We start from the raw sequence: 20,555 nt of genomic DNA on the forward strand, positions 1-20,555 counted from the left end.
ATCAGCTGCGGCGCTGGCGCGCGACCTCCGAGAGCACCACGCCCGCGGCCACCGACGCGTTCAGCGATTCCACCGGTCCGGCCATCGGAATGCTCAGGATGGAGTCGCAGGTTTCGCGGACCAGACGCGAGAGGCCCTTGCCCTCGGAGCCGACCACGATGACGGTGTCCATGCTGCCGTCGAAGGTGTCCAGGGTGGTGTCGCCGCCCGCGTCGAGACCGATGATCTGATAGCCCTTCGAGGCCCAATCCTTCAGTGTGCGAGTCAGATTGGTGGCGCGCGCGACCGGCAGGCGAGCCGCGGCGCCGGCGCTGGTACGCCAGGCGACGGCGGTGATGCTCGCGCTGCGGCGGGACGGGATCAGCACGCCCTGGCCGCCGAAGGCCGCCACCGAGCGGACGACGGCGCCGAGGTTGCGCGGGTCGGAGATGTTGTCCAGCGCTACCAGCAGGGCCGGTTCGCCGGCCGCGCGCACCCGCTCCACCAGGTCGTCCGGGTGGGCGTAGCGGTAGGGCGGGACCTGCAAGGCGACGCCCTGGTGCATGCCGTTCGCGCTGAGCCGGTCCAGGTCGGTGCGCGGCACCTCCAGGATCGAAATCCCGGCGTCGGCGGCCATTTTCACGCTCTCGGTGAGCCGGTCGTCGTTCTCGGTGCCGACCGCCACGTACAGCGCGGTCGCGGGCACGCCCGCGCGCAGGCACTCGACGACCGGGTTGCGGCCGAGCACCAACTCGGGACCGTCATCGCCCTTGCGGGTGCTCGGGCGGCCGGCCCCGGTGCGAGTCGCGGCCTTGGCCTTGGCCGCGGCCTTCGCCTGGAGGGCAGCGCGTTTCGCCGCGGGGTGCTTGGTGCGTGCCTCCGCGGGCGGGGTCGCGCCACGGCCGGCCAGCCCACGACGGTGCTTGCCGCCCGAACCCGCTACCTGCCCCTTTTTGGTGCCGTCCTTGCGAACTGCCCCCTTGCGCTGCGAATTGCCTGCCATTTAATCGGCCTTTCCAGGTATGCCCAGAGACCATTCCGGACCGTTGGGTGTATCGGTCACTTCGATACCGGCGGAGATCAACCGGTCCCGGGCCGCGTCCGCGCTCGGCCAATCCTTGCTCGCGCGGGCCTGCTGCCGGCGCTCCAATTCGGCGCGCACCAGCACGTCGAGGGCGTCCAAGGCCGCGGAGGAATCCGCTTCGGTGTGCCAGTGCGGGTCGAGCGGGCACACGCCGAGAATGTTCAGCATGGCCCGCACCTGGCCGCACAGCTCACGGGCGCCGTCCAGATCGCCCGTGTCCAGCGCCTTGTTGCCCTCGGTCATCACGCGGTGCATTTCGGCGCGGGCGCGCGGCACGGCGAGGTCGTCGTCCATGGCCTCGGCGAACTCCGGGGTCCACTTGCCGACCGGAACCGCGCCGGCGCGCTCGATCACCCGGTGCACGAAAGCTTCGATGCGCTGGTACTCCAGCGCGGCGTCGTTGAGCGCCTTGTCCGAGTACTCCAGCATGGAGCCGTAGTAGACCCCGCCCAGGTAGTACCGAAGTTCAACGGCGCGAACACGTTTGAGCACGTTGGGCACGGAGAGCACGTTGCCCAGCGACTTGGACATCTTCTCCCCGCCCATGGTCACCCAGCCGTTGTGCAGCCAGTACTGGGCGAACCCGTCCCCGGCCGCCTTGGACTGGGCGATCTCGTTCTCGTGGTGCGGGAAGACCAGATCCATTCCGCCGCAATGGATATCGAACTCCGGACCGAGATAGGCCCCGGCCATGGCGGAGCACTCCAGGTGCCAGCCGGGGCGGCCGGGCCCCCACGGCGAGGGCCAATGCGGCTCGCCGGGCTTGGCGGCCTTCCACAGCGTGAAGTCGCGCGGATCGCGCTTGCCCATCCCGGCGCTCTCGCCCTGGTGCACGTCCTCCAGCTTGTGGCCGGACAACTCGCCGTAGGCCGGGTAGCTGACCACGTCGAAGTAGACGTTGCCTTCCGAGGCGTACGCGTGCCCGCGGTCGATCAGGCGCTGCATCAGCTCGACCATCTGGGTGATGTGCCCGGTGGCTCTGGGCTCGATGGACGGCGCCTGCACGCCGAGCAGCCGGTAGGCCTCCTGGAACGCGCGCTCATAGGTGGCGGCCCACTCCCACCAGGGTCGGCCCGCCTCGGCGGCCTTGTGCAGGATCTTGTCTTCGATATCGGTGACATTGCGGACGAACAGCACGTCGAAGTCGTGCGCTTGCAGCCAGCGCCGCAGCACGTCGAAGGCGACTCCGCTGCGCACATGTCCGATGTGCGGCTCACCCTGCACGGTGGCGCCACACAGGTACACCGACGCGCGTCCAGGGACCAGGGGCGCGAAGTCGCGCTTGGTCCTCGTGGCGGTGTCAAAAAGGCGCAGAGTCACGGCATTCGATCCTAGTCGGTGGAACAGGGCGTTCGTGGCCCGGCTCGGATGAGCGGGCGGTGGGCGTCAGCGGCTACAGAGCAACGCCGTGGCAATTGCCGCGACGCCCTCGCCGCGGCCGGTCAACCCGAGCCCGTCGGTGGTGGTGCCGGACACCGAAATCGGCGCACCGAGCAGCTCGCCGAGCACTTCTTGCGCCTCGGCGCGGCGCGGACCGATCTTGGGCCGGTTGCCGATTATCTGTACAGCCGCATTGACAACATCGAATCCGGCTTCGTCCAGAATTCGGCGGACTTCCTTCAGCATGGCAGCCCCGGAGACATTCGCCCATTCCGGGCGGCCGGTGCCGAATACCGCCCCGACATCGCCGAGCCCGGCGGCCGACAGCAGCGCGTCGCACAGCGCGTGCGCCGCGACATCGCCGTCGGAGTGCCCGGCGCAGCCGTCGTCACCGTCGAACAACAACCCGGCCATCCAGCACGGACGGCCCGGTTCGATCGGATGTACGTCGCTGCCGATACCCACTCGCATGTTCACGACGATCGCACACCTCTCGACCGCAGCTGCTCGGCCAGCAGCAGATCCAGCGGAGTGGTGATCTTGAAGGCCATCGGGTCACCGGGAATGGTGCGCACTTTGGCGCCCAGCATTTCGACCAGGCCCGCGTCGTCGGTGGTGTGCACGTCCAGCGCGTAGGCCGCGCGCAGCAGTTCGGCGGAGAAGCCCTGTGGCGTCTGGATGGCGCGCAGCTCGGAGCGATCGGGGGTACCGGTCACGATGCCGGTCGCGTCGACGGACTTGATGGTGTCGACCACGGGCAGCGCGGGCACGACGGCGGGGTGCCCGGCGCGCAGCTCGGCGGTGACCCGGGCGATCAGCTCGGGCGGGGTGAGCGCGCGGGCGGCATCGTGCACCAGGAAATAGGCGGCATCGGGTGCGGCGGCGATACCGGCGCGCACCGAATCGGTGCGTTCGGCGCCGCCCACGACGACCTGCACTCGGCTGCGCGGGAGAAATCCCCCGCAACCGGCGCCCGATCCGGACGCGCCTCTGGCACCCCCGGCGGGATCGAAGGCCGGCAGCAGGGCGACTGCGGCCTCGACCAGCTCGGCGGGGACCATGACGATGATCCGGTCGACCGTCCCGGAGGCGATCAGACCGTCGACAGCGAGCCGGACCATAGGTGTGCCGCCGACCGCGACGAACGCCTTGGGTGTCGCTTCACCCAGACGCACGCCGCGACCGGCGGCAGGAACCAAGGCAACGACGGCATCGCCGTTGTCAGAGTTATTGCTCATTCCAATTAGGAAGCCGCTGCGAGAACCTCATCGAGCAGCGTCTCGGCCTTGCCGTCGTCGGTGCCTTCGGCGAGCGCGAGCTCACCGACCAGGATCTGACGCGCCTTGGCCAGCATGCGCTTCTCGCCGGCCGACAGGCCGCGATCCTGCTCACGACGCCATAGATCGCGAACGACCTCGGCCACCTTGTTCACATCGCCGGAGGCCAGCTTCTCCAGGTTGGCCTTGTAGCGCCGCGACCAGTTGGTCGGCTCTTCGGTGTGCGGCGCCCGCAGCACCTGGAAGACTCGATCGAGACCCTCCTGGCCGACGACATCGCGCACACCGACGTATTCGGCGTTCTCCGCAGGAACCCGAACAGTCAGATCGCCTTGTGCGACCTTTAGGACCAGATACTCTTTCTGCACACCCTTGATGGTGCGAGTCTCGATTGCTTCGATCAGCGCCGCTCCGTGGTGGGGGTAAACGACGGTGTCTCCGACCTTAAAAATCATGTGTCCCGTGCCCCTTTCGATGTTCACAGTTTAACATGCGACTCGGTAACGGCGCGATCAACTGTGCAGGTCAGGGCCACAACGAGCATATCGCGGGGGTTGACAGAACGGGCATGGTGTGCATTACGTTGTGCCACAACAAGATATCCGCGCGCACATTCCCCGCCCAGCCCCCTGAACCCTTCTGGCAGCCTCTCGGCAACCGGAACAGACGGTGGCGAACCGTTATCCAAAGGATGCCCGCAGCCGGGCGCGGCAAACGGATGGTGACGGACGCCATCGGCGGCAATGCAACCCGACATTCAGGGACTCGGAGACGGCTATTACGCTTCGGGCCTACTACTCTCTGTAGCGGAGTGAGCCGAGCTCGGACATGGAGGACACAACCGTGACTGCCCTGAATGCTGTGAACCGTCGCATGGTCGCGGTTGCCGCACTCGCCGCGAGCGCGGCGCTGACGCTGACCGGCTGTAGTGCGGGGCAGATCTCGCAGACCGCCGATCAGGTCGCCGCGGTCAACGGCAACAGCGCCGACGTCGAGAAGATCGCGCTGCGCAATGTGCACATCGTCTTCCCCGGCAACGGCTACACCAACGTCAAGGGCGAGAAGGCGCTGATCGCGCTGTCCATCGTCAACCTCAGCGAGACCGTCGCCGACGAGCTGACCAGCGTCGACACCGACCTGGGCCCGGTGAAGATCACCCCGCCCGCCGGCCAGTCCGCCTTCGCCCTGAAGCCGCAGCAAAACGTCGTCACGGCCACCGCCCCGGCGGGCGCGGCCGCGGCCGACTCGCACGGCGCGGATTCGCACGGCGACTCGCACGGCGCCCCGACCACCACGGCCAAGCCCGCGACCGACGATCCCGCCGCCAACCCGGCGCTGATCGAGATCACCGGCCTGACCAAGGACATCACCCCGGGCCTGACCTACAAGGTCCGGTTCAACTTCAAGAACAACGGCACCGTGGTCGTCGACGTGCCGGTCGACGCGGCCGACACCGAGCGCAAGGTGACCGACAAGTCCGGCCCGGCCGAAGAAGGCCACGGCGGCGGCGGGCACTGAGCTCCCCCGCACCGAACGCGCGAAGGCTGCCGCACCCCACCGGGTGCGGCAGCCTTCGCTTTGTCGGTAGGCCTCCGTAAGGTGCGCTTGTGGCCAAGACCAAGCCGATCTTCCGGTGTTCCGCGTGTTCCCACGAGGTAGCCAAGTGGGTGGGCAAATGCCCGGACTGCGGCGCCTGGGGCAGCGTCGACGAAGTGGTGGTCTCCGCCGCCGCGGCGAGTCCCGCGCGGCGCGCCATGCTGCCCAGCACCGCGGCCGCGCCGATCTCACAGATCAATTCCAAAGTCACCCAGGCGCGTTCGAGCGGAGTCAGCGAACTGGACCGGGTGCTCGGCGGCGGCGTCGTCGCCGGCTCGGTGGTGCTGCTGTCCGGCGAGCCGGGCGTCGGCAAGTCCACCCTGCTGCTCGAGGTGGCCTATCGCTGGGCCAGTCAGCGCGACGAGACGGCCTTGTACGTCACCGCGGAGGAATCGGCGGGCCAGGTGCGCCTGCGCGCGGACCGGACCAACGCGGTGCACGAGCGGGTGTACCTGGCCGCGGAATCCGATCTGTCGATCCTGCTCGGGCATGTCGAGCAGGTGCGGCCCACGCTGCTCGTCGTCGACTCGGTGCAGACCATGCTCGCGCCGGAGGTGGACGGCGTGATCGGCGGCGTCACCCAGGTGCGCGCGGTGACCTCCGCGCTCACCTCGCTGGCCAAGGCGAGCGGTATCGCGGTGCTGCTGGTCGGGCACGTCACCAAGGACGGCAATGTGGCGGGCCCGCGCACGCTGGAGCACCTCGTCGACGTGGTGCTGCAATTCGAGGGCGACCGGAATTCGACGCTGCGCATGCTGCGCGGCATCAAGAACCGTTTCGGCAGCGCCGACGAGGTGGGCTGCTTCGAGCTGCACGAGGACGGCATCTCCTGCGTCGACGACCCGTCCGGGTTGTTCCTGCACCACAAGACCGACTCGGTGTCCGGCACCGCGGTCACGGTGGCGATGGACGGCAAGCGCCCGCTGGTGGCCGAGGTGCAGGGCCTGACCGTGGAAACCGAGCAGCCGCAGCCCCGCCGTGCGGTCAGCGGGCTCGACTACAACCGGGTCGCGATGGTGCTGGCCGTATTGCAGAGCCGCGCCAAGGTTTTCGTCGGCAAGCACGACGTGTACGCGGCCACCGTCGGCGGCATGCGGCTGGTGGAGCCCACCGCCGATCTGGCCATCGCGCTGGCCTTGGCGAGCGCGGTGTCGGAGGAGGCGCTGCCGGCCGGCTGGGTGATCCTCGGGGAGGTCGGCCTGGCGGGTGAGGTGCGCAAGGTGACGGGCATCGGCCGCCGCCTGGCCGAGGCCGAGCGGCTCGGGTTCACCGACGCGGTGGTGCCGCCGGGCACCGAGCGGATGAAGGGTTCCAAGATCAAGATCCACGAGGTGGCCGACCTCAGCGCGGCCATCCGGGTCACCGGCCTCCCGCGAGGCAAGCGCAAGGCGGCGAAAAAGGACGAGCGCCCGAAGCAGCAGGCGGCGCCGAAGGTGGAGGAACGCCCGCGGCTCGCCGCCGTGCCGGACGACGCCTTCGACGAGCAGCCGCCGTTCTAGCGCCTCACGCGATATTGAACGGCTCGGCCGCGCTGCGCACCGAACCGAGCTGCGCCACAACCGAATACGCGCCCGACTGCACCGGGACCCGGGCGCCCGCGCAACTGGGCTGGGAGGTGGATCCGGACCAGGTCACCTGGAACGCGGCTTGCTCGCCCCGGTTCAGGGTGCGCACGTCCGGCTGCCCGTCCGGATAGCAGTCGGTGCTCGACCACAGCCGTTTCTGGCCGTCCAGGGAGTAGACCGAGATCTGCTGCAAGCCCGAACCCACATCCCGCGAGCACGCGGTCGCGGAGATATTGGTGATCACGATGCCGAAGACCGGCTGCTCGCCGGACTTGTAGGTGGGCTGCTCCACCGTCACCTTGACCGCAAGCGACTGATCCGAGCACTGCCCCTGAGCGGCCACCGGCGACCCGCTGGCCGGCGCCGACGAGGTCGGGGCGGCGCTGGCGGCGCCGGCGTCGGTGGTGTAGGACGGCTTGTTCTCGCCCGCCTGCTTCGCCGACGTGGTGGCACTGGCCGCGGCGGCTTTCGGATCGCCGGCGCCGCCGCCACCACGCGCGATCATCACCGCGAGCCAGATCACCACCGCGATCGCGACGACCAGTATCCCGATAGCGAAAACGCGACGACGCCAGTAGATCTCCGGAGGCAGCGGTCCAGTCGGTTCCAGCACTACTCAAAGGTAAGGGCAGCGCTGGGCAACCGGTCTCTCCGACCTCGGCGTGTCGAGTCGAGAACGGTTGCCGCGTCAGCGAAGATCCGGCGACTACCTCCGGAAACCGGGAGCGTCAGGCCGATTCGCCGATATTGCCGACCACCTGGTGCAGCTTGGCCTTGCCCTCGGCCAGCTTGTAGGTGACGCAGGCGATGGCGAGTTCGCCCTTCTCGACCCGGTCGGCGATGATCGCCGAGCGCTCGGCCAGCAGCCGGCTGGTCTCGACCACGTGCCGGGCCTCCAGCTCGTCGACCGTGCTGAGCCCTTCCCGGCGGCCGAGCAGGATGGACGGCGAGACCTTCTCGACGATGCTGCGGATGAAGCCGCCGGGCACCGCGCCGCCGTCGAGCGCGTCGATGGTCGCCTTCACCGCGCCGCAGCTGTCGTGGCCGAGCACCACGATCAGCGGCACGTTCAGCACCGCGACGCCGTATTCGATCGAGCCGAGCACCGAGCTGTCCACCACATGACCCGCGGTGCGCACGACGAACATGTCGCCGAGGCCCTGGTCGAAGATCAGCTCGGCGGCCACGCGGGAATCGCCGCAGCCGAACAGAATGGCGGAGGGATGTTGTCCTTCGACGAGCTTGGCCCGGTCGGCAGCCCCTTGGCTAGGATGCAACAGCGTTCCGCCTACGAAACGCTCGTTGCCTTCGCGCAGAGACTTCCAGGCGCTGATCGGATTGGAATCAGGCATAGCGTCCATTGTGCACAAGGCAATGGATTACCAACCAGTCCGCTGCGTTACGGCACGGCAAATATCGACTCGCCGCGGTGCGGCAGGGATGGTGAAGTGATCGACGCCGAGGTGTTGCTGGACTGGTACGCCGAGACCGCCCGCGACCTGCCGTGGCGCCGCCCCGGCGTCACCGCCTGGCAGATCTTGATGAGCGAGATCATGCTGCAGCAGACGCCGGTGGTACGCGTGCAGCCGATCTGGCTGGAGTGGGTCGCCCGATGGCCGGTGCCGTCGGCGATGGCGGCCTCCTCACAGGCCGAAGTGCTGCGCGCCTGGGGCAAGCTGGGCTATCCGCGCCGGGCCCTGCGACTGCACGAGTGCGCGCGCGTGCTCGCCGCCGAGCACGGCGACGAGGTGCCCGCCGAGGTGGACGTGCTGCTCGGACTGCCGGGCATCGGGGCTTACACCGCCCGCGCGGTGGCCTGCTTCGCCTACGGACAGCGAGTGCCGGTGGTGGACACCAACGTTCGTCGCGTGGTGGCGCGGGCGGTACACGGGCGCGCCGAGGCCGGGAATCCCGCGTCCCGCGATCTGCCCGAGACCGAGGCGCTGCTGCCGATCGAGATCGACCGGGCCGCGAAGTTCTCCGCCGCGCTGATGGAGCTCGGGGCGACGGTGTGCACAGCGCGCAGCCCGGAATGCTCAGGGTGCCCGCTGCCGCGCTGCGCCTGGGTCGAGGCCGGGCGGCCCGCGTCGCAGGTGGTGCGCCGGGTGCAGAAGTACGAGGGCACCGACCGGCAGGCCCGTGGGCGGCTGCTGGATGTGCTGCGGGATTCCAGCGGGCCGGTGGAGCGGGTGCGGCTGGATCTGGCGTGGACGCGGGACCCGGGCCAGCGCGATCGGGCGCTGGATTCGCTGCTGGTCGATGGTCTGATCGAGCAGACCGAGGATGGGTTGTTCGCGCTGGCCGGGGAAGGCGGCCCGGTTTCCTGATCCGCCTGGTCCCGGCCGAACGCCGAGGTCAGAGGACGCGGTTGAGGAATGCCTCGACTTCGGCGCGGTAGACCTCGGGCTGGTCGTCGTGGACCAGGTGCCCGGCGTCCGGGACCAAGGTGTAGCTGGCGTTCGGATTGGTGTCCGCCATTTCGCGCATCTGTCCTGGCGGAGTGATGGTGAATTCACCTTCCAGCAGCAGCACCGGAGCCCGTACCGAGCGCCATTCGGTCCAGAAGTCCCGAGTGCCCCACTCTTCGGAGATATCGCGGAAAGTGCTGACCGAGCCGTGTAATCGGTAGCCGTCGGGCCCGTGCTCGAAGGAGTTCAAGAAATACCGGCCCGCGACCGGCCCGAAGAAGTCGAGCATGGCGTCGGCATCCGGGAACGGCTGCGGCCAAGCCTCGATCATGGCGGCCCAATCCGCCGCGGTACGGCCCTGGAAATCGGGAGCGATGTCCTCGACCACCAGCGCGCGCACCCGCTCGGGATGTTGCGCGGCGAACACCCACCCGTGCAGCCCGCCCATCGAATGCCCGACTACCACCATCGGCTCGGCAATGCTCGCCGTCGCCGCCGTCAGATCGGTTACGAAAGCTTCGGTAGTCAGCTCCGCCGGCGTCGGCCGACCGTGCCCAGCCGCGTCGAAGGTGTAAACGTGCCCATACCCGCGCAACCAATCCAGATGGTCCCCCCACGTCCGCGCACTACCCATCAACCCATGCAGCAGCAGAATCGGCACCCCGGCCCCGCCCTCGTCATACAACACCAGCCGCATTCTGCCGCATAAACCCTTGGAGGCGTCCTGACGCCGACCCCGCATTCTGCCGCATTTGCGCGTGGCGGCGTCCTGACGCCGACCGGGCTTAGACTCGGGCCATGGCTGTCGTGAAGATCAACGCGATCGAGGTTCCGGAGGGCGCGGGCCCCGAATTGGAGAAGCGGTTCGCCCATCGCGCGCACGCGGTGGAGGGGTCGCCCGGGTTCCTCGGCTTCCAGCTGCTGCGTCCCGTCTCCGGGGACAACCGGTATTTCGTTGTCACCCAGTGGGATTCCGAGGAGTCCTTCGCGGCCTGGCGGGACGGCCCGGCGCGCGCCGCGCATGCGGGCAGCGGCGACAAGAAGCCGGTGTCGACCGGCGCCGCGCTGCTGGAGTTCGAGGTGGTCATGGACGTTTCCCCCAAATCCTGAGCGCGTTCCCAGATGTCGGATACGCCGGTTGACGGCACCTGCCTCGGGCTGTCACAGTTCGAGGGACAGACGCGAGGGTGATGCGGTAATTCCGGTGTGAAACCGGAGCGGTCGCGCCACTGTGATCCACGCACCGAGTTCTCCGAGGTGCCGGAAAGCCAGACGCCGGCACCCATCGCACGGAACACTCGATGGGGACGCGTATCCCTAGGAGGAACTCGTATGGCTATCGCGCATACCCCCAGCCGGGCAACCGATTCGCTGGCAACCGTGCTCGTCACGGTGGGTGTCGTCCTGCTCGCACTGCTCACGCTCTACCTGGTCGGTTTCGATCAGGGAGCCATCTCGCGCAGCGGGATGTTCATGCATGAGCTGATGCACGACGGACGTCATCTGCTGGGGCTTCCGTGCCACTGAGCGAGAACTTCAAAACCCTGCTGCTTCGTGGCCTGCTGGCCGGTTTGATCGCCGGTCTGCTGGCCGCCACGGTGGGCTACTTCGTCGGCGAACCCAAGATCGACGCCGCGATCGCTATCGAGGAAGCCGCCGCTGCCGCCGAGGCGCCGGGCGAGGCCGGTGGCCATTCACACGGTGACGAGGAAGAACCCCTGGTCAGCCGCGATGGTCAGAAGGGCGGCCAGTTCCTGGCGCTCGGCCTCGCCGGGCTCGCGCTCGGCGCCATTTTCGCGAGTGTCGCGAATGTCGCACGGCGCTACAGCTCGACGACCGGTCCCCGGCTGGCGCTCGCGCTGGCGGTCGGCGGTTGGCTGGCCATCGTCGCGGTGCCGTTCTTCAAGTACCCCGCGAACCCGCCGGCGGTGGGTGACCCGGACACGATCAACAACCGCACCCTGCTCTGGGTGGCCGCGGTGCTGCTCGGATTGGCGGCGGTCGGGGCCGGTACCTATGTGTACAAGCTCCTTTCGGCCCAGCCCGACACCCTGCGCCTGATCGCCGGTGTCGCGGCGTTCGTGCTGCTCACCACGCTCGGCTACGTGCTGCTGCCCGGTGTGGACGAGGTGAAAGCGGACTTCCCGCCGAGTCTGCTGTGGCAATTCCGGGTGGCTTCGCTGACCCAGACCGCGACCCTGTGGGCAGCGCTCGGCCTCGGCTTCGCCGCACTGACCGAATTCGCGGCGCGCGGTAATACCCAGGTACGGGAACCGGCCGCTACCGCAGGCTGATCCGGAACCAGAACACCACGGGCAGTGTCGGTCTCATGACCGGCACTGCCTTTTCCGTTTGGCCCGAAAACCTTTCGCTCGCACCGATCCGGGAACCCGCGCGGGCGCCCCGCGCGGTCTCGCTGGCGTTCGGGGCGCTCGTCGCCGCGCTGCTCGCCGGCGTCGCCGAAGCGCTCGCACAAGCCGCGCTGCTGCTGGAGCGCTCGGACACCGATCTGGGCGGGCTCGCGACCGGCCTCGCCCTGCGCGCCACGATCTACCTGGTGGTGCTGGCCGTGGCCATCCGGATGACGCACGGCGACCGCTGGGCCCGTATCGCGCTGACCTTCGGCATCGGCGTCCTCGGCCTCGCCTCGCTGCTGATCGAGCCGATTCGCGCCGTGCTGTCCGCCGACGACTTCGCCGACCTGTTCGACGGGATCACCGCCAGCGGCGTCGGTATCGCGATCCTCCGCGCCATCCACGTGGCGGCGGTCCTCATCGCGATCCCCGCGATGTACCACCGCACCGCCCGCCCCTACTTCCGCGCCTGAACCGGCCGCATGGCTCCTCGCGTACCGGATCGGGCCGGGACGCGAAGAACCAAGCGGCGGTGTGGTTTACGCGAGGGCCGCGTCGAGCGAGATGGTGTCCACGCCCGCCAGGGCCTTGCTCACCGGGCAGCCGGCCTTGGCGGCGGCAGCGGCGGCGGCGAACCCGTCGGCGTCCAGACCCGACACCCGGCCGCGCACCGTCAGCTTGATGGCGGTGATCCGGAAGCCGCCGGCCGGGTCCGGGCCCAGGGTGACATCGGCGGTCACGTCCAGGCTCTCCGGCGTCCCGCCCGCGTTGGCGATCTGCGCCGAGAGCGCCATCGCGAAGCACGACGAGTGCGCGGCGGCGATGAGCTCTTCCGGGCTGGTCGTGCCGTCGGCGTTGTCCGCCGAACGCTTCGGGAACGACACGTCGAACTTGCCGACGCCGGAGCTGGCCAGGTCGACCTGCCCCGAGCCGTCCTGCAGTCCGCCGGTCCAAGCGGTGCGCGCGGTACGTGTTGGCATCACGGTCCTTTCAGATGATTCGATCTGTCGGCAACGAACCTACTCCGGGCGCTGAGCTCACGGAGCGGTACGGCGGTCGAGCTGTTCCAGCACCAGCGGCCACGCCGTCAGGTGCCGATCGCGCGCCGCCTCGTTCGGAAATCCGGAGTGCCGCAAGCGAAGCCGGATACCGCGCGGCTGGTGCACGAACTCGATGCTGACCACGGTTTCGGCGCCCTCGGTACCGCCCGCCCCGGTGACCCAGGTCAATTCGACGAGGCGTTCCGGTTGTAACCGTAGGAAGCGGCCGTAATGCGGGCTGCGTTTACCCTCGACCTCGGTTTCGAAGAAGAACGGCACGTTCACCTCGGGCTTCATCAGCACCGAGCCGGGCGCGGCGAACCAGATGTCGAAGCCTTGCGTCAGGGCCGCGTAGAGCAGGCCCGGGGACGCCGCCATCACCCGTTCGACGGTGAGCTGGTGCGGTCGGTCGGACAGATCCGGTATCCGAACTGGCTGATCCATTCGACCGACCCTACTCATCACTCGGGATTGGTGACCCGGGCCAGCACGATGCCGCCGAGAATCAGTGCCAGGGAAAGCATTCGGCCCGCACTGAGCGGATCCCGGTGCACCAGCACGCCGAGCCCGATCGCGCCGAGCGCGCCGATGCCGGTGAAGACCGCGTAGGCGGTGCCGACGGGCAGGGTCTGCATGGCTCGCGAGAGCAGGTACACCGCGAACGCGCCGAGCACGAAGCAGACCAGCGTGGGCAGCGGCCGGGTGAAGTTCTCGGTCGGTTTGATGCTCTGCGACCAGATGATCTCCACCAGTCCGGCGAGACCGAGGACGATCCAGCTCATCTCAATACTCCTTGCCCAGCCGCTGGGCCGTCGCCAGCGCGGTCCGGTAGGAATCGTCGTGCTGCACGCGCAGGTGCGCGAGCAGCGGATCCTGGCGCGAGTTGGCCAGTTCGGCGTTGAGGAAAACGGCGTCCTCGACGGCGAAGTGCCCCGCGAAGAAGTCGCGCAGGTAGCGCTCTTGATAGTCGAAGCGTTCCTTCGGAGCGCCCGGCGCGTAGGCGCCGCCGCGGGCGCCGGCGACCACGAAACGAGTGGGGGCCAACGACATTCGCGGGAACGTGATCTGGTCCAGCCAAGCTTTGAGGCTCGCGGGGATCGAGTAGTTGTACATCGGGGTTCCGATGAGAACGACATCGGCGGCGCGTACCTCGGCGAGCAGCGGCTCGACGATCGCCCAGGCGGCGCGCTGGGCCGGGGTCTCGGCCAGCTCCGCCAGCCGATCCAGATCTGTTGCGCCGTTGGCCAATACGCGATCGCAGAGTTCGGTCCAGGCCTCGTCGATGAACGGAACCGGATCGGCCGCGAGGTCGCGGTAACGGTACTGGCCGTCCGGGTGCTCGGCCCGCCAGGCCGCGACGAAGGCGGCACCGAGTTCGCGGCTGAGGGAGTTGCGGCGGGCGCTGGCGTCGAGGTGCAACAGGGCGGTCATAAGATCCTCCATAAGTGGACACTGTGTCCGTTTGATGCTTACGCTAGAGCAGAACCGGACATTGTGTCCACTTATTCCGGAGGTTACGGTGAACGCTATGCACCCAGCGGATCGCAACATGCTCGCCTCGACTGGCGACTCCGCGCCGATCGAGCGGGCGGACGCGGCCCGCAACCGGGGCAAGATCCTCGCCGCGGCGGCGGAGCTGTTCGCCGCGCGCGATCCCCGCACGGTGACCATGGACGACATCGCCAAGGCCGCCGGCGTCGGCCGGGGCACGCTGTACCGGCGGTTCCCGAACATCGGGGCGATCGCGGTGCCGCTGCTGGACGAGCACGAGCGCGTCCTCCAGGAACGGCTGCTGCGTGGCGACCCGCCGCTCGGACCGGGCGCACCGCCCGCCGGACGGCTCGCCGCGTTCTACGCCGCGATGGTCGAATTACTGGACGGCCACGCGCATCTCGTGCTCGGCGCCGAAATCGGCAGCGCCCGATTCGGCACCGGGGCCTACCAGTTCTGGCGGGTGCACGTGCTCGCGCTGCTGCGCGAAGCCGGTGTGCCGGAGGCGGATTCGCTGGTCGAGCCCTTGCTCGCGCCGTTGGCCGCCGAGGTCTATCTGAACCAGCGCGAACGCGGTCTCGGCAACGCGGAGATCATCGCCGGGCTCCAGCGGCTTGCCCATCGGGTACTCGGCGAAAACCGCTGACAGCCTGGCCGCCAGCGGTTTTCGGATGCGCTCAGACGAGGTCCCGGCGCCGGACCAGCCACATGGTCCCCACCGTGAACACCATGAGGTAGACGCTCAGCACAACCAGTGATTCACTACGGGAAAGCAGGTCGAGCACCCCCGGGGTCGCCGGCCCGTCCACGGTGCGCATCGCCCCCGCCAGCGAACCCGCGGCGGAACCGGGCAGATGATCGGTCACCGTCTCCAGCGGTCCGAAGAGACCCGAGACGCCCCGCAGCAGGTTCTCCACCACCAGCACCCACACCAGGCCCAAGCCGACCGCCAGCGCGGGTCCGCGGGCGACGGTGCCGATCAACGCTCCCGCGAGCGTCCACATTCCGAGAATCAGCACGCCGGTGAGAATTCCGTGCAGCGACGCGGTCAGCGCCGGCAGCGCGAGCGACTGCGACTGCGACACCGCGATGAGCGCGGCCACCGCCAGGTCGGCCAGGAAGGCCACAAGCACCAGCGACACAACCACCGCGGCCAGGCTCGCCACCACCCCGCCGATCGCGGCGCTCCGCGACGGCCCCTGGGTCAGCACCGTTTTCCAGGTACCCCACCCGTAGCCGCTGCCCAGTACCAGCGCCCCGAGAATCAGCATCAGCGCACCGCCGAACATCGCCATGCCCTGGGTGAACACCTCCGGCACCGCCGCGGGCAACATCTGTTGCAGCAGAACGTCTTTCGGGAGATTGTCCGACATCGCGCTCTGCTCGCCGCCGGTGTAGGCCAGATAGTTGAACAGATAGCTGAAGGTCAGATTCAGCAGAATCCAGGTGCCGAGAATGATCCAGAACGCCGGCCATTTCCGCAGCCGCAGCATTTCCGCTCTGGTGCTCGCCAGGAGATCTCTCATTTCACCGTCTCCAATTCGGTCAGCTCGAAAAAGACTTCTTCCAGGGATTTCTCGTCGACCCGCAGTTCCAGCAGGTCCGCGCCGGCCGCGACGACCGCACGCGCCACCTCGGGCGCCGTGTCCGGACCCGCGTCCACGCGAATTCCGCCGGAGGTCAGCAGCGCGTTGCCGCCCAGGGCGTCCCGCACCGCGGGGAAGGCCAGTTCCAGCGGCTCCGCACGCACCAGAACCGAAGCCGCGCCACGCAATTCGGACACCGTGGCTTCGGTGCGCAACGTGCCGCCGGAGATCACCCCGACCCGGTCGCAGATCTCCTGTACCTCGCTGAGCATGTGACTGGACAGCAGCACGGTGTGGCCGTCGCCGGCGAGCGCGGTGATGAGCTCGCGCATCTCGGCCATGCCCGCCGGGTCCAGGCCGTTGGTCGGTTCGTCCAGGATCAGCAGGTCGGGATGACCGAGCAGGGCCGCGCCGACGCCGAGGCGCTGCTTCATTCCGAGCGAGTAGGTGCGGAATTTGTCGTCGGCGCGGGCGGCCAGGCCGACCCGGTCGAGCGCGTCCTCGACGTCGGCGCGGCCGAGACCGCGGTATTTCGCCAGCACGCGCAGGTTGTCGCGGCCGGAGAGATACGGATAGAAGCCGGGGCCTTCGATGAGTACGCCGATGCGCCGCAGCACATCCGGATCGCCCGGCGCCCGTCCGAGTACCGTCGCGGAGCCCGCGCTCGGGCGGATCAGGCCGACCAGCATGCGCAACGTGGTCGTCTTCCCCGCCCCGTTCGGGCCGAGGAAGCCGTAGATCTCGCCGGCTTCGACGCGCATGGCGACGCCGTCGACGGCGGTAATGGTGCCGTAGCGTTTGGTCAGCCCTGCGGTGACCACGATGGAATCTGTCATAGGTCGAGAATCCGGCCCCGGGCGCGCCGCCACATCCGCCGCGCGGCGACGTTCGACATACGTACTGCGGCGCACGCCGAACGAGCCCGATCCGCATAGGCTGAGAGCGTGAAGGCGCCGGACATTTCGAAACGTGGCTGGGTCGTTAAGCCCAGCATCGCGAAGCGATTCCACGAGGGGCGGTGGTCGGGCGACGGGTGGGCGTTGGTTCTCGTACTGGTCCTTGCGGTCGTACAGGTCGTGGGGGGCCGTGGCGCCAATATCGGGCAGGCCGGGGCACAGTCGCTGGACTGGCTCGGTTACCTTCTGCTGCTCGCCGGACCGGTCGCGCTGCTGTTCCGCCGTCGTTTCCCGATGGCGGTGCTGCCCATCGCGTTCCTCGCCTGCGTGCTCTACCTGGCCCTCGGCTACGGCTACGGGCCGATCTTCTTCTCGCTGATCGTCGCGTTCCTGACCGCCGCGGTGGTCGGATCCCGCTGGTGGACCTATCCCCTGGTGCCGGCGGGGTATCTGCTGCTGGTCTGGCCGGTGCCCGGCTGGTTCGGGCACGACACCAACGGCTGGCAGGTGTTCGGCCTGATGGCCTGGATGACGGTGCTGGTCTGCGTCGCCGAGGGCATCCGGCAGCGCCGCGCCGTGCTGGACGCGCGCAGACAGCGGGCCCTGGCGGCCCGCAGAGACGAGGAAGCACAGCGGGAACGCCGGGCCGGGGAGGAACGCCTCGCCATCGCCCGCGAACTGCATGATGTTCTGGCACACAGTCTTTCGCTGATCAATGTGCAGTCCTCGGTGGCGCTGGAACTGTTCGACCGCAAGCCCGAGCAGGCCGCCTCCGCGCTCGCGGCGATCAAGACCGCCAGCAAAGAAGCGCTCGCCGAGGTGCATACGCTGCTGCAAACCATTCGCACCGGCGGTGTGACCGAACCCGTTGCCGAAGAACCGGATTCGCGGGTCGACGAGTTCAGTCAGCGCCGCATGGCCAGGGCGGCCGCCCAGGAGCGCCCCACCGAACCCCGCCCCGCCGAACCCCGCCCCGCGCCGCGCGCCCCGGCCCCCAGTATCGAAGACCTGGACGCGCTGCTGCAGCGCAGCCGCACGGCCGGCCTGCCGATCACCACCCGGATCATCGGCGAACCGCAGAAGCTGCCGAGCGTCATCGATGTCGCCGCGGCCCGCATCATCCAGGAATCGCTGACCAACGTCGCCCGGCACGCGCCCGGCGCCGACGCCGCCGTCACCGTCCGCTACACGGCGGAATCGGTCGACATCACCATCGACAACACCCGCCCCCTCGGCAACCAGCCCCGCGCCGCCTCCGGCGGGAACGGCATCGTCGGCATGCGGGAACGCGCGCACGCCCTCGGCGGCGCGCTGACCGCCGGCCCGCGCCCCAGCGGCGGCTTCCGGGTCGCGGCCCGGCTGCCGATCCACACCCGCGACCGCGCGGAATCGGCGACATCCGGCGGGTCGTCGGCGCAGGATTAGCGGAACCGGGAGGGCATCGTGAACATACGGGTATTGGTCGCCGACGATCAGGCGCTGGTCCGCGGCGGTTTCGTCGCGCTGCTCAACGCGCAGGACGGCATCGAGGTGATCGGAGAAGCCGACAACGGTGAACAAGCCGTTCGCATGACCCGCACGCTGGCCCCCGACGTGGTTCTGATGGACATCCGGATGCCCATCCTCGACGGCCTCGCCGCCACCCGGATGATCGCCGAGGACCCCCAACTCGCCGAGGTGAAAGTCGTCGTCCTGACCACCTTCGAGCTCGACGAATACGTCTTCGAGGCCATGCGTTCCGGCGCGACGGGCTTTCTGGTCAAACACACCGAACCCGCCGACCTGGTCCGGGCCGTCCGCGTCGTAGCCGCCGGGGACGCCCTGCTCTCCCCCGGCGTCACCCGCCGCCTGATCGCCGAATTCTCCGCCCACGCGAAACAACCCCCGCCCGCCGAGTTCGCCGAGCTGACCGACCGCGAACGCGAAGTGATGGCCCTGGTCGCCGAGGGCCTCACCAACGCCGAAATCGGCGAACGCCTGTTCATGAGCCCCGCCACCGCCCGCACCCACGTCAGCCGCATCCTGATGAAACTCGGCGCCCGCGACCGCACCCAGCTCGTAGTCATGGCCTACGAGTCCGGCATGGTCCGCCCCGGCTGGCAATAGCCATACGCGCGAATACGTAGCGCAGGTGTCGTCTCACGACCGATGTTCGAGCTCCGCATCCTGAGGATGGTTGAGCCATGGACATTCAGACTCGACCCGAGACCATGAAATTCGGCATCATCCTGGTGCCCCGCTCCGGGCACGAATGGGTACGCGCGACACAAGACGCGGAACGGAAGGGATATCGAACCATTCTGCTGCCCGACACGCTGTACACGCCGTCACCATTTCCCGCCTTGGCTGCCGCTGCCGCGGTGACCAGTACCGTGCGGCTGCGGCCCAATGTACTGGCGGTGCCGCTGCGCCACCCGGGTGCACTGATGCGAGAAGTCGCCGCGCTGCAATTGCTTTCGGCTGGCCGATTCGAGCTGGGCATCGGCGTCGGGCGGCCCGACGCGGCGGCCGAGGCCGAAAAACTGGGTATGCCTTGGGATTCGGCCGGACGGCGGCGAAACCAACTGCTGGAGATCGCTGCCATGGTCCGCACCCAAATCGATCCGTCACCGGAAATCATTGTGGCCGCGAATGGTTCGCGGATGCTCGCCGACGCGGCGGGAATCGCGGACCGGATCCTGCTCGCCGCACAACCACAGGCCACCGAATCGGAGCTGGCCGAGATGGTGCGAATCGTCCGGGACAACACCGATCGCGATATCCGCTTCACCCATCAGCTCGTCGGCTTCGGGGATCGGTTGCCGCACTACCTCGGAGCGCACCTCGGGCTCACCGCCGAAGGTTTGCGCGGCTCGGGGGCGGCGGGTCTGCTGGATCCGGCCACCGCGGTCGAAGTTCTCGACTATCGGCGCGAGAAATACGGCATCGACGAGCTGATCGTGCCCGGCGAAATAGCTCGGGCCTTCGAGCCGACGCTCGCGGCTTTCGCGAAATCGGCATGAAAAAGGCCCGCTCCCCTTGGAAACCAAGGGGAGCGGGCCGTTTCAACCGGTCTCAGCCGCCGATCATCAGGGTAGGATCTGCGGGATCACCTGGGGAGCGACCGCGCCCACGACCGCGCCGATCACCGCGGCCCAGAACGCGTTGCCGATCAGGCTGACCGCGCACAGCGGGATACCGACGATGGTCAGGACCATGGGCACGCAGAAGATGCCGCCGATGACGAGACCGACCACCGCGCCGGCGGCGGCGCCGTTCGCCACCGGATCCGAGTTGCCCGCCCCCGGGTTGGTCGCGATGCTCTTCAGATCAGCGGCCTTCAGCTCCGCGGCGAATTCCGGAGACACCTGCGGGGTAACCGCCAGCGTCTTGCCGTCCGCCGAAATCTGCGGGGTCAGCGGAATGGTGTTACCGGCGACCGTCTTCAGCGACAGCGGGAACTCGGTGACCTTGGCGCCCGTGGTGGACTCGACGTTCACGGCCGACGAGTCGGCGGTCAGCTTGAACGTGCCGTTGGTCAGCGCAGTGGAAATGGTGCTCAGGTCCGGAGCAACCGTGGTCTTGAAATCGATGCCGTCGGCGATCCCCGACGCCACCAGGTTTTCCGCCCACCGCGCCTGCTGCGCGGCGTAGTCGGTCGCGGACGCGGTGCCCGCACCGGCGAAAGTGGCCACCACGGCAAATGGCAGCACGCCGGTGAGGACCTTACGGCCTGCGCGCATGACTGTTTCACGGAACATGATGAATTTCCCTCCCGACAACGATCCCCCTGGATTGCTTTGTGCCCCAGTCGAATCGAAGTTGTTCATAACTAGATCGACACGGATATTCATAGCCGAGAACGGTCTTGAATCGACAACAATGTGATGGGCGACACAATGCACAGTGCCCAAAAAAGG

General features: G+C 68.5%; 26 protein-coding genes and 1 riboswitch. Of the genes, 11 read left to right on the forward strand and 15 right to left on the reverse strand.

The window, feature by feature from the left end; translation table 11 throughout:
* Position 1: 1 nt before the first annotated feature.
* The 5 genes from rlmB to carD all read right to left on the reverse strand — a co-directional run bounded on the left by rlmB (position 2) and on the right by carD (position 4,175).
* A complete protein-coding gene (rlmB, locus tag AB0M14_RS03735) occupies positions 2-982 on the reverse strand; it encodes a 23S rRNA (guanosine(2251)-2'-O)-methyltransferase RlmB (protein WP_364988415.1) in 981 nt (326 codons plus the stop codon).
* Positions 983-2,383, reverse strand: coding sequence for a cysteine--tRNA ligase (cysS, locus tag AB0M14_RS03740; RefSeq protein ID WP_364988418.1), 1,401 nt, complete (start codon positions 2,381-2,383; stop codon positions 983-985). It lies immediately after the preceding gene.
* Positions 2,384-2,449: 66 nt separating this feature from the next.
* Positions 2,450-2,914 (reverse strand): 2-C-methyl-D-erythritol 2,4-cyclodiphosphate synthase, encoded by a 465-nt coding sequence (ispF, locus tag AB0M14_RS03745; protein WP_364988420.1) that lies wholly within the window; start codon positions 2,912-2,914, stop codon positions 2,450-2,452.
* A gap of 2 nt (positions 2,915-2,916) precedes the next feature.
* Positions 2,917-3,681, reverse strand: a complete 765-nt coding sequence (gene ispD, locus AB0M14_RS03750; protein ID WP_364988422.1) for a 2-C-methyl-D-erythritol 4-phosphate cytidylyltransferase — start codon at positions 3,679-3,681, stop codon at positions 2,917-2,919.
* A gap of 5 nt (positions 3,682-3,686) precedes the next feature.
* Entirely contained in the window at positions 3,687-4,175 is a 489-nt protein-coding gene (carD, locus tag AB0M14_RS03755) for an RNA polymerase-binding transcription factor CarD (RefSeq protein ID WP_040686206.1), read from the reverse strand.
* 388 nt (positions 4,176-4,563) lie between these two features.
* Here carD and AB0M14_RS03760 point away from each other — a divergent pair, with 388 nt between their 5' ends.
* Together AB0M14_RS03760 and radA are read left to right on the forward strand one after the other, a co-directional pair.
* Entirely contained in the window at positions 4,564-5,238 is a 675-nt protein-coding gene (locus AB0M14_RS03760) for a hypothetical protein (protein ID WP_364988423.1), read from the forward strand.
* A gap of 89 nt (positions 5,239-5,327) precedes the next feature.
* Positions 5,328-6,815: a DNA repair protein RadA gene (radA, locus tag AB0M14_RS03765; RefSeq protein ID WP_364988424.1), complete on the forward strand. Its 1,488-nt coding sequence runs from the start codon at positions 5,328-5,330 to the stop codon at positions 6,813-6,815.
* Between the two features lie 4 nt (positions 6,816-6,819).
* On the opposite strand, the gene AB0M14_RS03770 is transcribed toward radA, so the two are convergent.
* On the reverse strand, positions 6,820-7,494 hold the full coding sequence (locus AB0M14_RS03770) for a hypothetical protein (protein WP_364988427.1): 675 nt from the start codon (positions 7,492-7,494) through the stop codon (positions 6,820-6,822).
* A gap of 115 nt (positions 7,495-7,609) precedes the next feature.
* Positions 7,610-8,233, reverse strand: a complete 624-nt coding sequence (locus AB0M14_RS03775; RefSeq protein ID WP_364988429.1) for a carbonic anhydrase — start codon at positions 8,231-8,233, stop codon at positions 7,610-7,612.
* 96 nt (positions 8,234-8,329) lie between these two features.
* Between AB0M14_RS03775 and AB0M14_RS03780 the strand changes: the two genes are divergently transcribed.
* Complete coding sequence (locus tag AB0M14_RS03780; RefSeq protein ID WP_364988431.1) at positions 8,330-9,208, forward strand: A/G-specific adenine glycosylase; 879 nt, start codon at positions 8,330-8,332, stop codon at positions 9,206-9,208.
* 28 nt (positions 9,209-9,236) lie between these two features.
* Here the strand turns inward: AB0M14_RS03780 and AB0M14_RS03785 are convergent, their stop codons facing one another.
* On the reverse strand, positions 9,237-9,977 hold the full coding sequence (locus AB0M14_RS03785; RefSeq protein WP_364988433.1) for an alpha/beta hydrolase: 741 nt from the start codon (positions 9,975-9,977) through the stop codon (positions 9,237-9,239).
* A 110-nt stretch (positions 9,978-10,087) separates the two neighbouring features.
* Between AB0M14_RS03785 and AB0M14_RS03790 the strand changes: the two genes are divergently transcribed.
* From AB0M14_RS03790 to AB0M14_RS03805, 4 genes are all read left to right on the forward strand, one after another.
* Positions 10,088-10,399: an antibiotic biosynthesis monooxygenase gene (locus tag AB0M14_RS03790; protein WP_364988435.1), complete on the forward strand. Its 312-nt coding sequence runs from the start codon at positions 10,088-10,090 to the stop codon at positions 10,397-10,399.
* Positions 10,400-10,430: 31 nt separating this feature from the next.
* Positions 10,431-10,588, forward strand: a riboswitch (cobalamin riboswitch).
* Positions 10,589-10,621: 33 nt separating this feature from the next.
* Positions 10,622-10,816 (forward strand): CbtB-domain containing protein, encoded by a 195-nt coding sequence (locus AB0M14_RS03795; protein WP_364988437.1) that lies wholly within the window; start codon positions 10,622-10,624, stop codon positions 10,814-10,816.
* A complete protein-coding gene (locus tag AB0M14_RS03800) occupies positions 10,807-11,583 on the forward strand; it encodes a CbtA family protein (protein ID WP_364988439.1) in 777 nt (258 codons plus the stop codon). The genes AB0M14_RS03795 and AB0M14_RS03800 overlap by 10 nt, the downstream gene beginning before the upstream one ends.
* A 35-nt stretch (positions 11,584-11,618) precedes the next feature.
* Positions 11,619-12,116, forward strand: a complete 498-nt coding sequence (locus AB0M14_RS03805; RefSeq protein ID WP_364988441.1) for a hypothetical protein — start codon at positions 11,619-11,621, stop codon at positions 12,114-12,116.
* Between the two features lie 66 nt (positions 12,117-12,182).
* Here the strand turns inward: AB0M14_RS03805 and AB0M14_RS03810 are convergent, their stop codons facing one another.
* Genes AB0M14_RS03810 through AB0M14_RS03825 form a run of 4 tightly spaced genes read right to left on the reverse strand, consistent with a single transcriptional unit; the run spans position 12,183 to position 14,114 of the window.
* Complete coding sequence (locus AB0M14_RS03810) at positions 12,183-12,623, reverse strand: OsmC family peroxiredoxin (protein ID WP_364988443.1); 441 nt, start codon at positions 12,621-12,623, stop codon at positions 12,183-12,185.
* A 57-nt stretch (positions 12,624-12,680) separates the two neighbouring features.
* Positions 12,681-13,127: an SRPBCC domain-containing protein gene (locus tag AB0M14_RS03815; protein ID WP_364988445.1), complete on the reverse strand. Its 447-nt coding sequence runs from the start codon at positions 13,125-13,127 to the stop codon at positions 12,681-12,683.
* Between the two features lie 17 nt (positions 13,128-13,144).
* The gene (locus tag AB0M14_RS03820; RefSeq protein ID WP_364988447.1) at positions 13,145-13,465 is read right to left on the reverse strand and encodes a multidrug efflux SMR transporter; all 321 of its coding nucleotides are present in this window, start codon (positions 13,463-13,465) and stop codon (positions 13,145-13,147) included.
* A gap of 1 nt (position 13,466) precedes the next feature.
* Positions 13,467-14,114, reverse strand: a complete 648-nt coding sequence (locus tag AB0M14_RS03825; RefSeq protein ID WP_364988449.1) for an NAD(P)H-dependent oxidoreductase — start codon at positions 14,112-14,114, stop codon at positions 13,467-13,469.
* 97 nt (positions 14,115-14,211) lie between these two features.
* On the opposite strand from AB0M14_RS03825, the gene AB0M14_RS03830 reads away from it, so the two are divergent.
* Positions 14,212-14,820: a helix-turn-helix domain-containing protein gene (locus tag AB0M14_RS03830; RefSeq protein WP_364988452.1), complete on the forward strand. Its 609-nt coding sequence runs from the start codon at positions 14,212-14,214 to the stop codon at positions 14,818-14,820.
* Between the two features lie 31 nt (positions 14,821-14,851).
* On the opposite strand, the gene AB0M14_RS03835 is transcribed toward AB0M14_RS03830, so the two are convergent.
* Positions 14,852-15,700 (reverse strand): ABC transporter permease, encoded by an 849-nt coding sequence (locus AB0M14_RS03835; RefSeq protein WP_364988454.1) that lies wholly within the window; start codon positions 15,698-15,700, stop codon positions 14,852-14,854.
* A complete protein-coding gene (locus tag AB0M14_RS03840; protein WP_364988457.1) occupies positions 15,697-16,596 on the reverse strand; it encodes an ABC transporter ATP-binding protein in 900 nt (299 codons plus the stop codon). Before AB0M14_RS03840 ends, AB0M14_RS03835 begins: the two co-directional genes overlap by 4 nt.
* Before the next feature lie 108 nt (positions 16,597-16,704).
* Here AB0M14_RS03840 and AB0M14_RS03845 point away from each other — a divergent pair, with 108 nt between their 5' ends.
* The 3 genes from AB0M14_RS03845 (at position 16,705) to AB0M14_RS03855 (ending at position 19,658) form a co-directional block, all read left to right on the forward strand.
* Positions 16,705-18,081: a histidine kinase gene (locus tag AB0M14_RS03845; protein WP_364988459.1), complete on the forward strand. Its 1,377-nt coding sequence runs from the start codon at positions 16,705-16,707 to the stop codon at positions 18,079-18,081.
* A gap of 18 nt (positions 18,082-18,099) precedes the next feature.
* Positions 18,100-18,762, forward strand: coding sequence for a response regulator transcription factor (locus tag AB0M14_RS03850; RefSeq protein ID WP_364988461.1), 663 nt, complete (start codon positions 18,100-18,102; stop codon positions 18,760-18,762).
* Positions 18,763-18,839: 77 nt separating this feature from the next.
* Entirely contained in the window at positions 18,840-19,658 is an 819-nt protein-coding gene (locus tag AB0M14_RS03855) for an LLM class flavin-dependent oxidoreductase (RefSeq protein ID WP_364988464.1), read from the forward strand.
* 66 nt (positions 19,659-19,724) lie between these two features.
* Here AB0M14_RS03855 and AB0M14_RS03860 read toward each other — a convergent pair whose 3' ends face one another.
* Positions 19,725-20,396, reverse strand: a complete 672-nt coding sequence (locus AB0M14_RS03860; protein WP_364988467.1) for a hypothetical protein — start codon at positions 20,394-20,396, stop codon at positions 19,725-19,727.
* Between the last annotated feature and the right edge of the window lie 159 nt (positions 20,397-20,555).

Source organism: Nocardia sp. NPDC051832 (assembly GCF_040681285.1).
In the GTDB taxonomy this organism is placed as follows: Bacteria; Actinomycetota; Actinomycetes; order Mycobacteriales; family Mycobacteriaceae; genus Nocardia.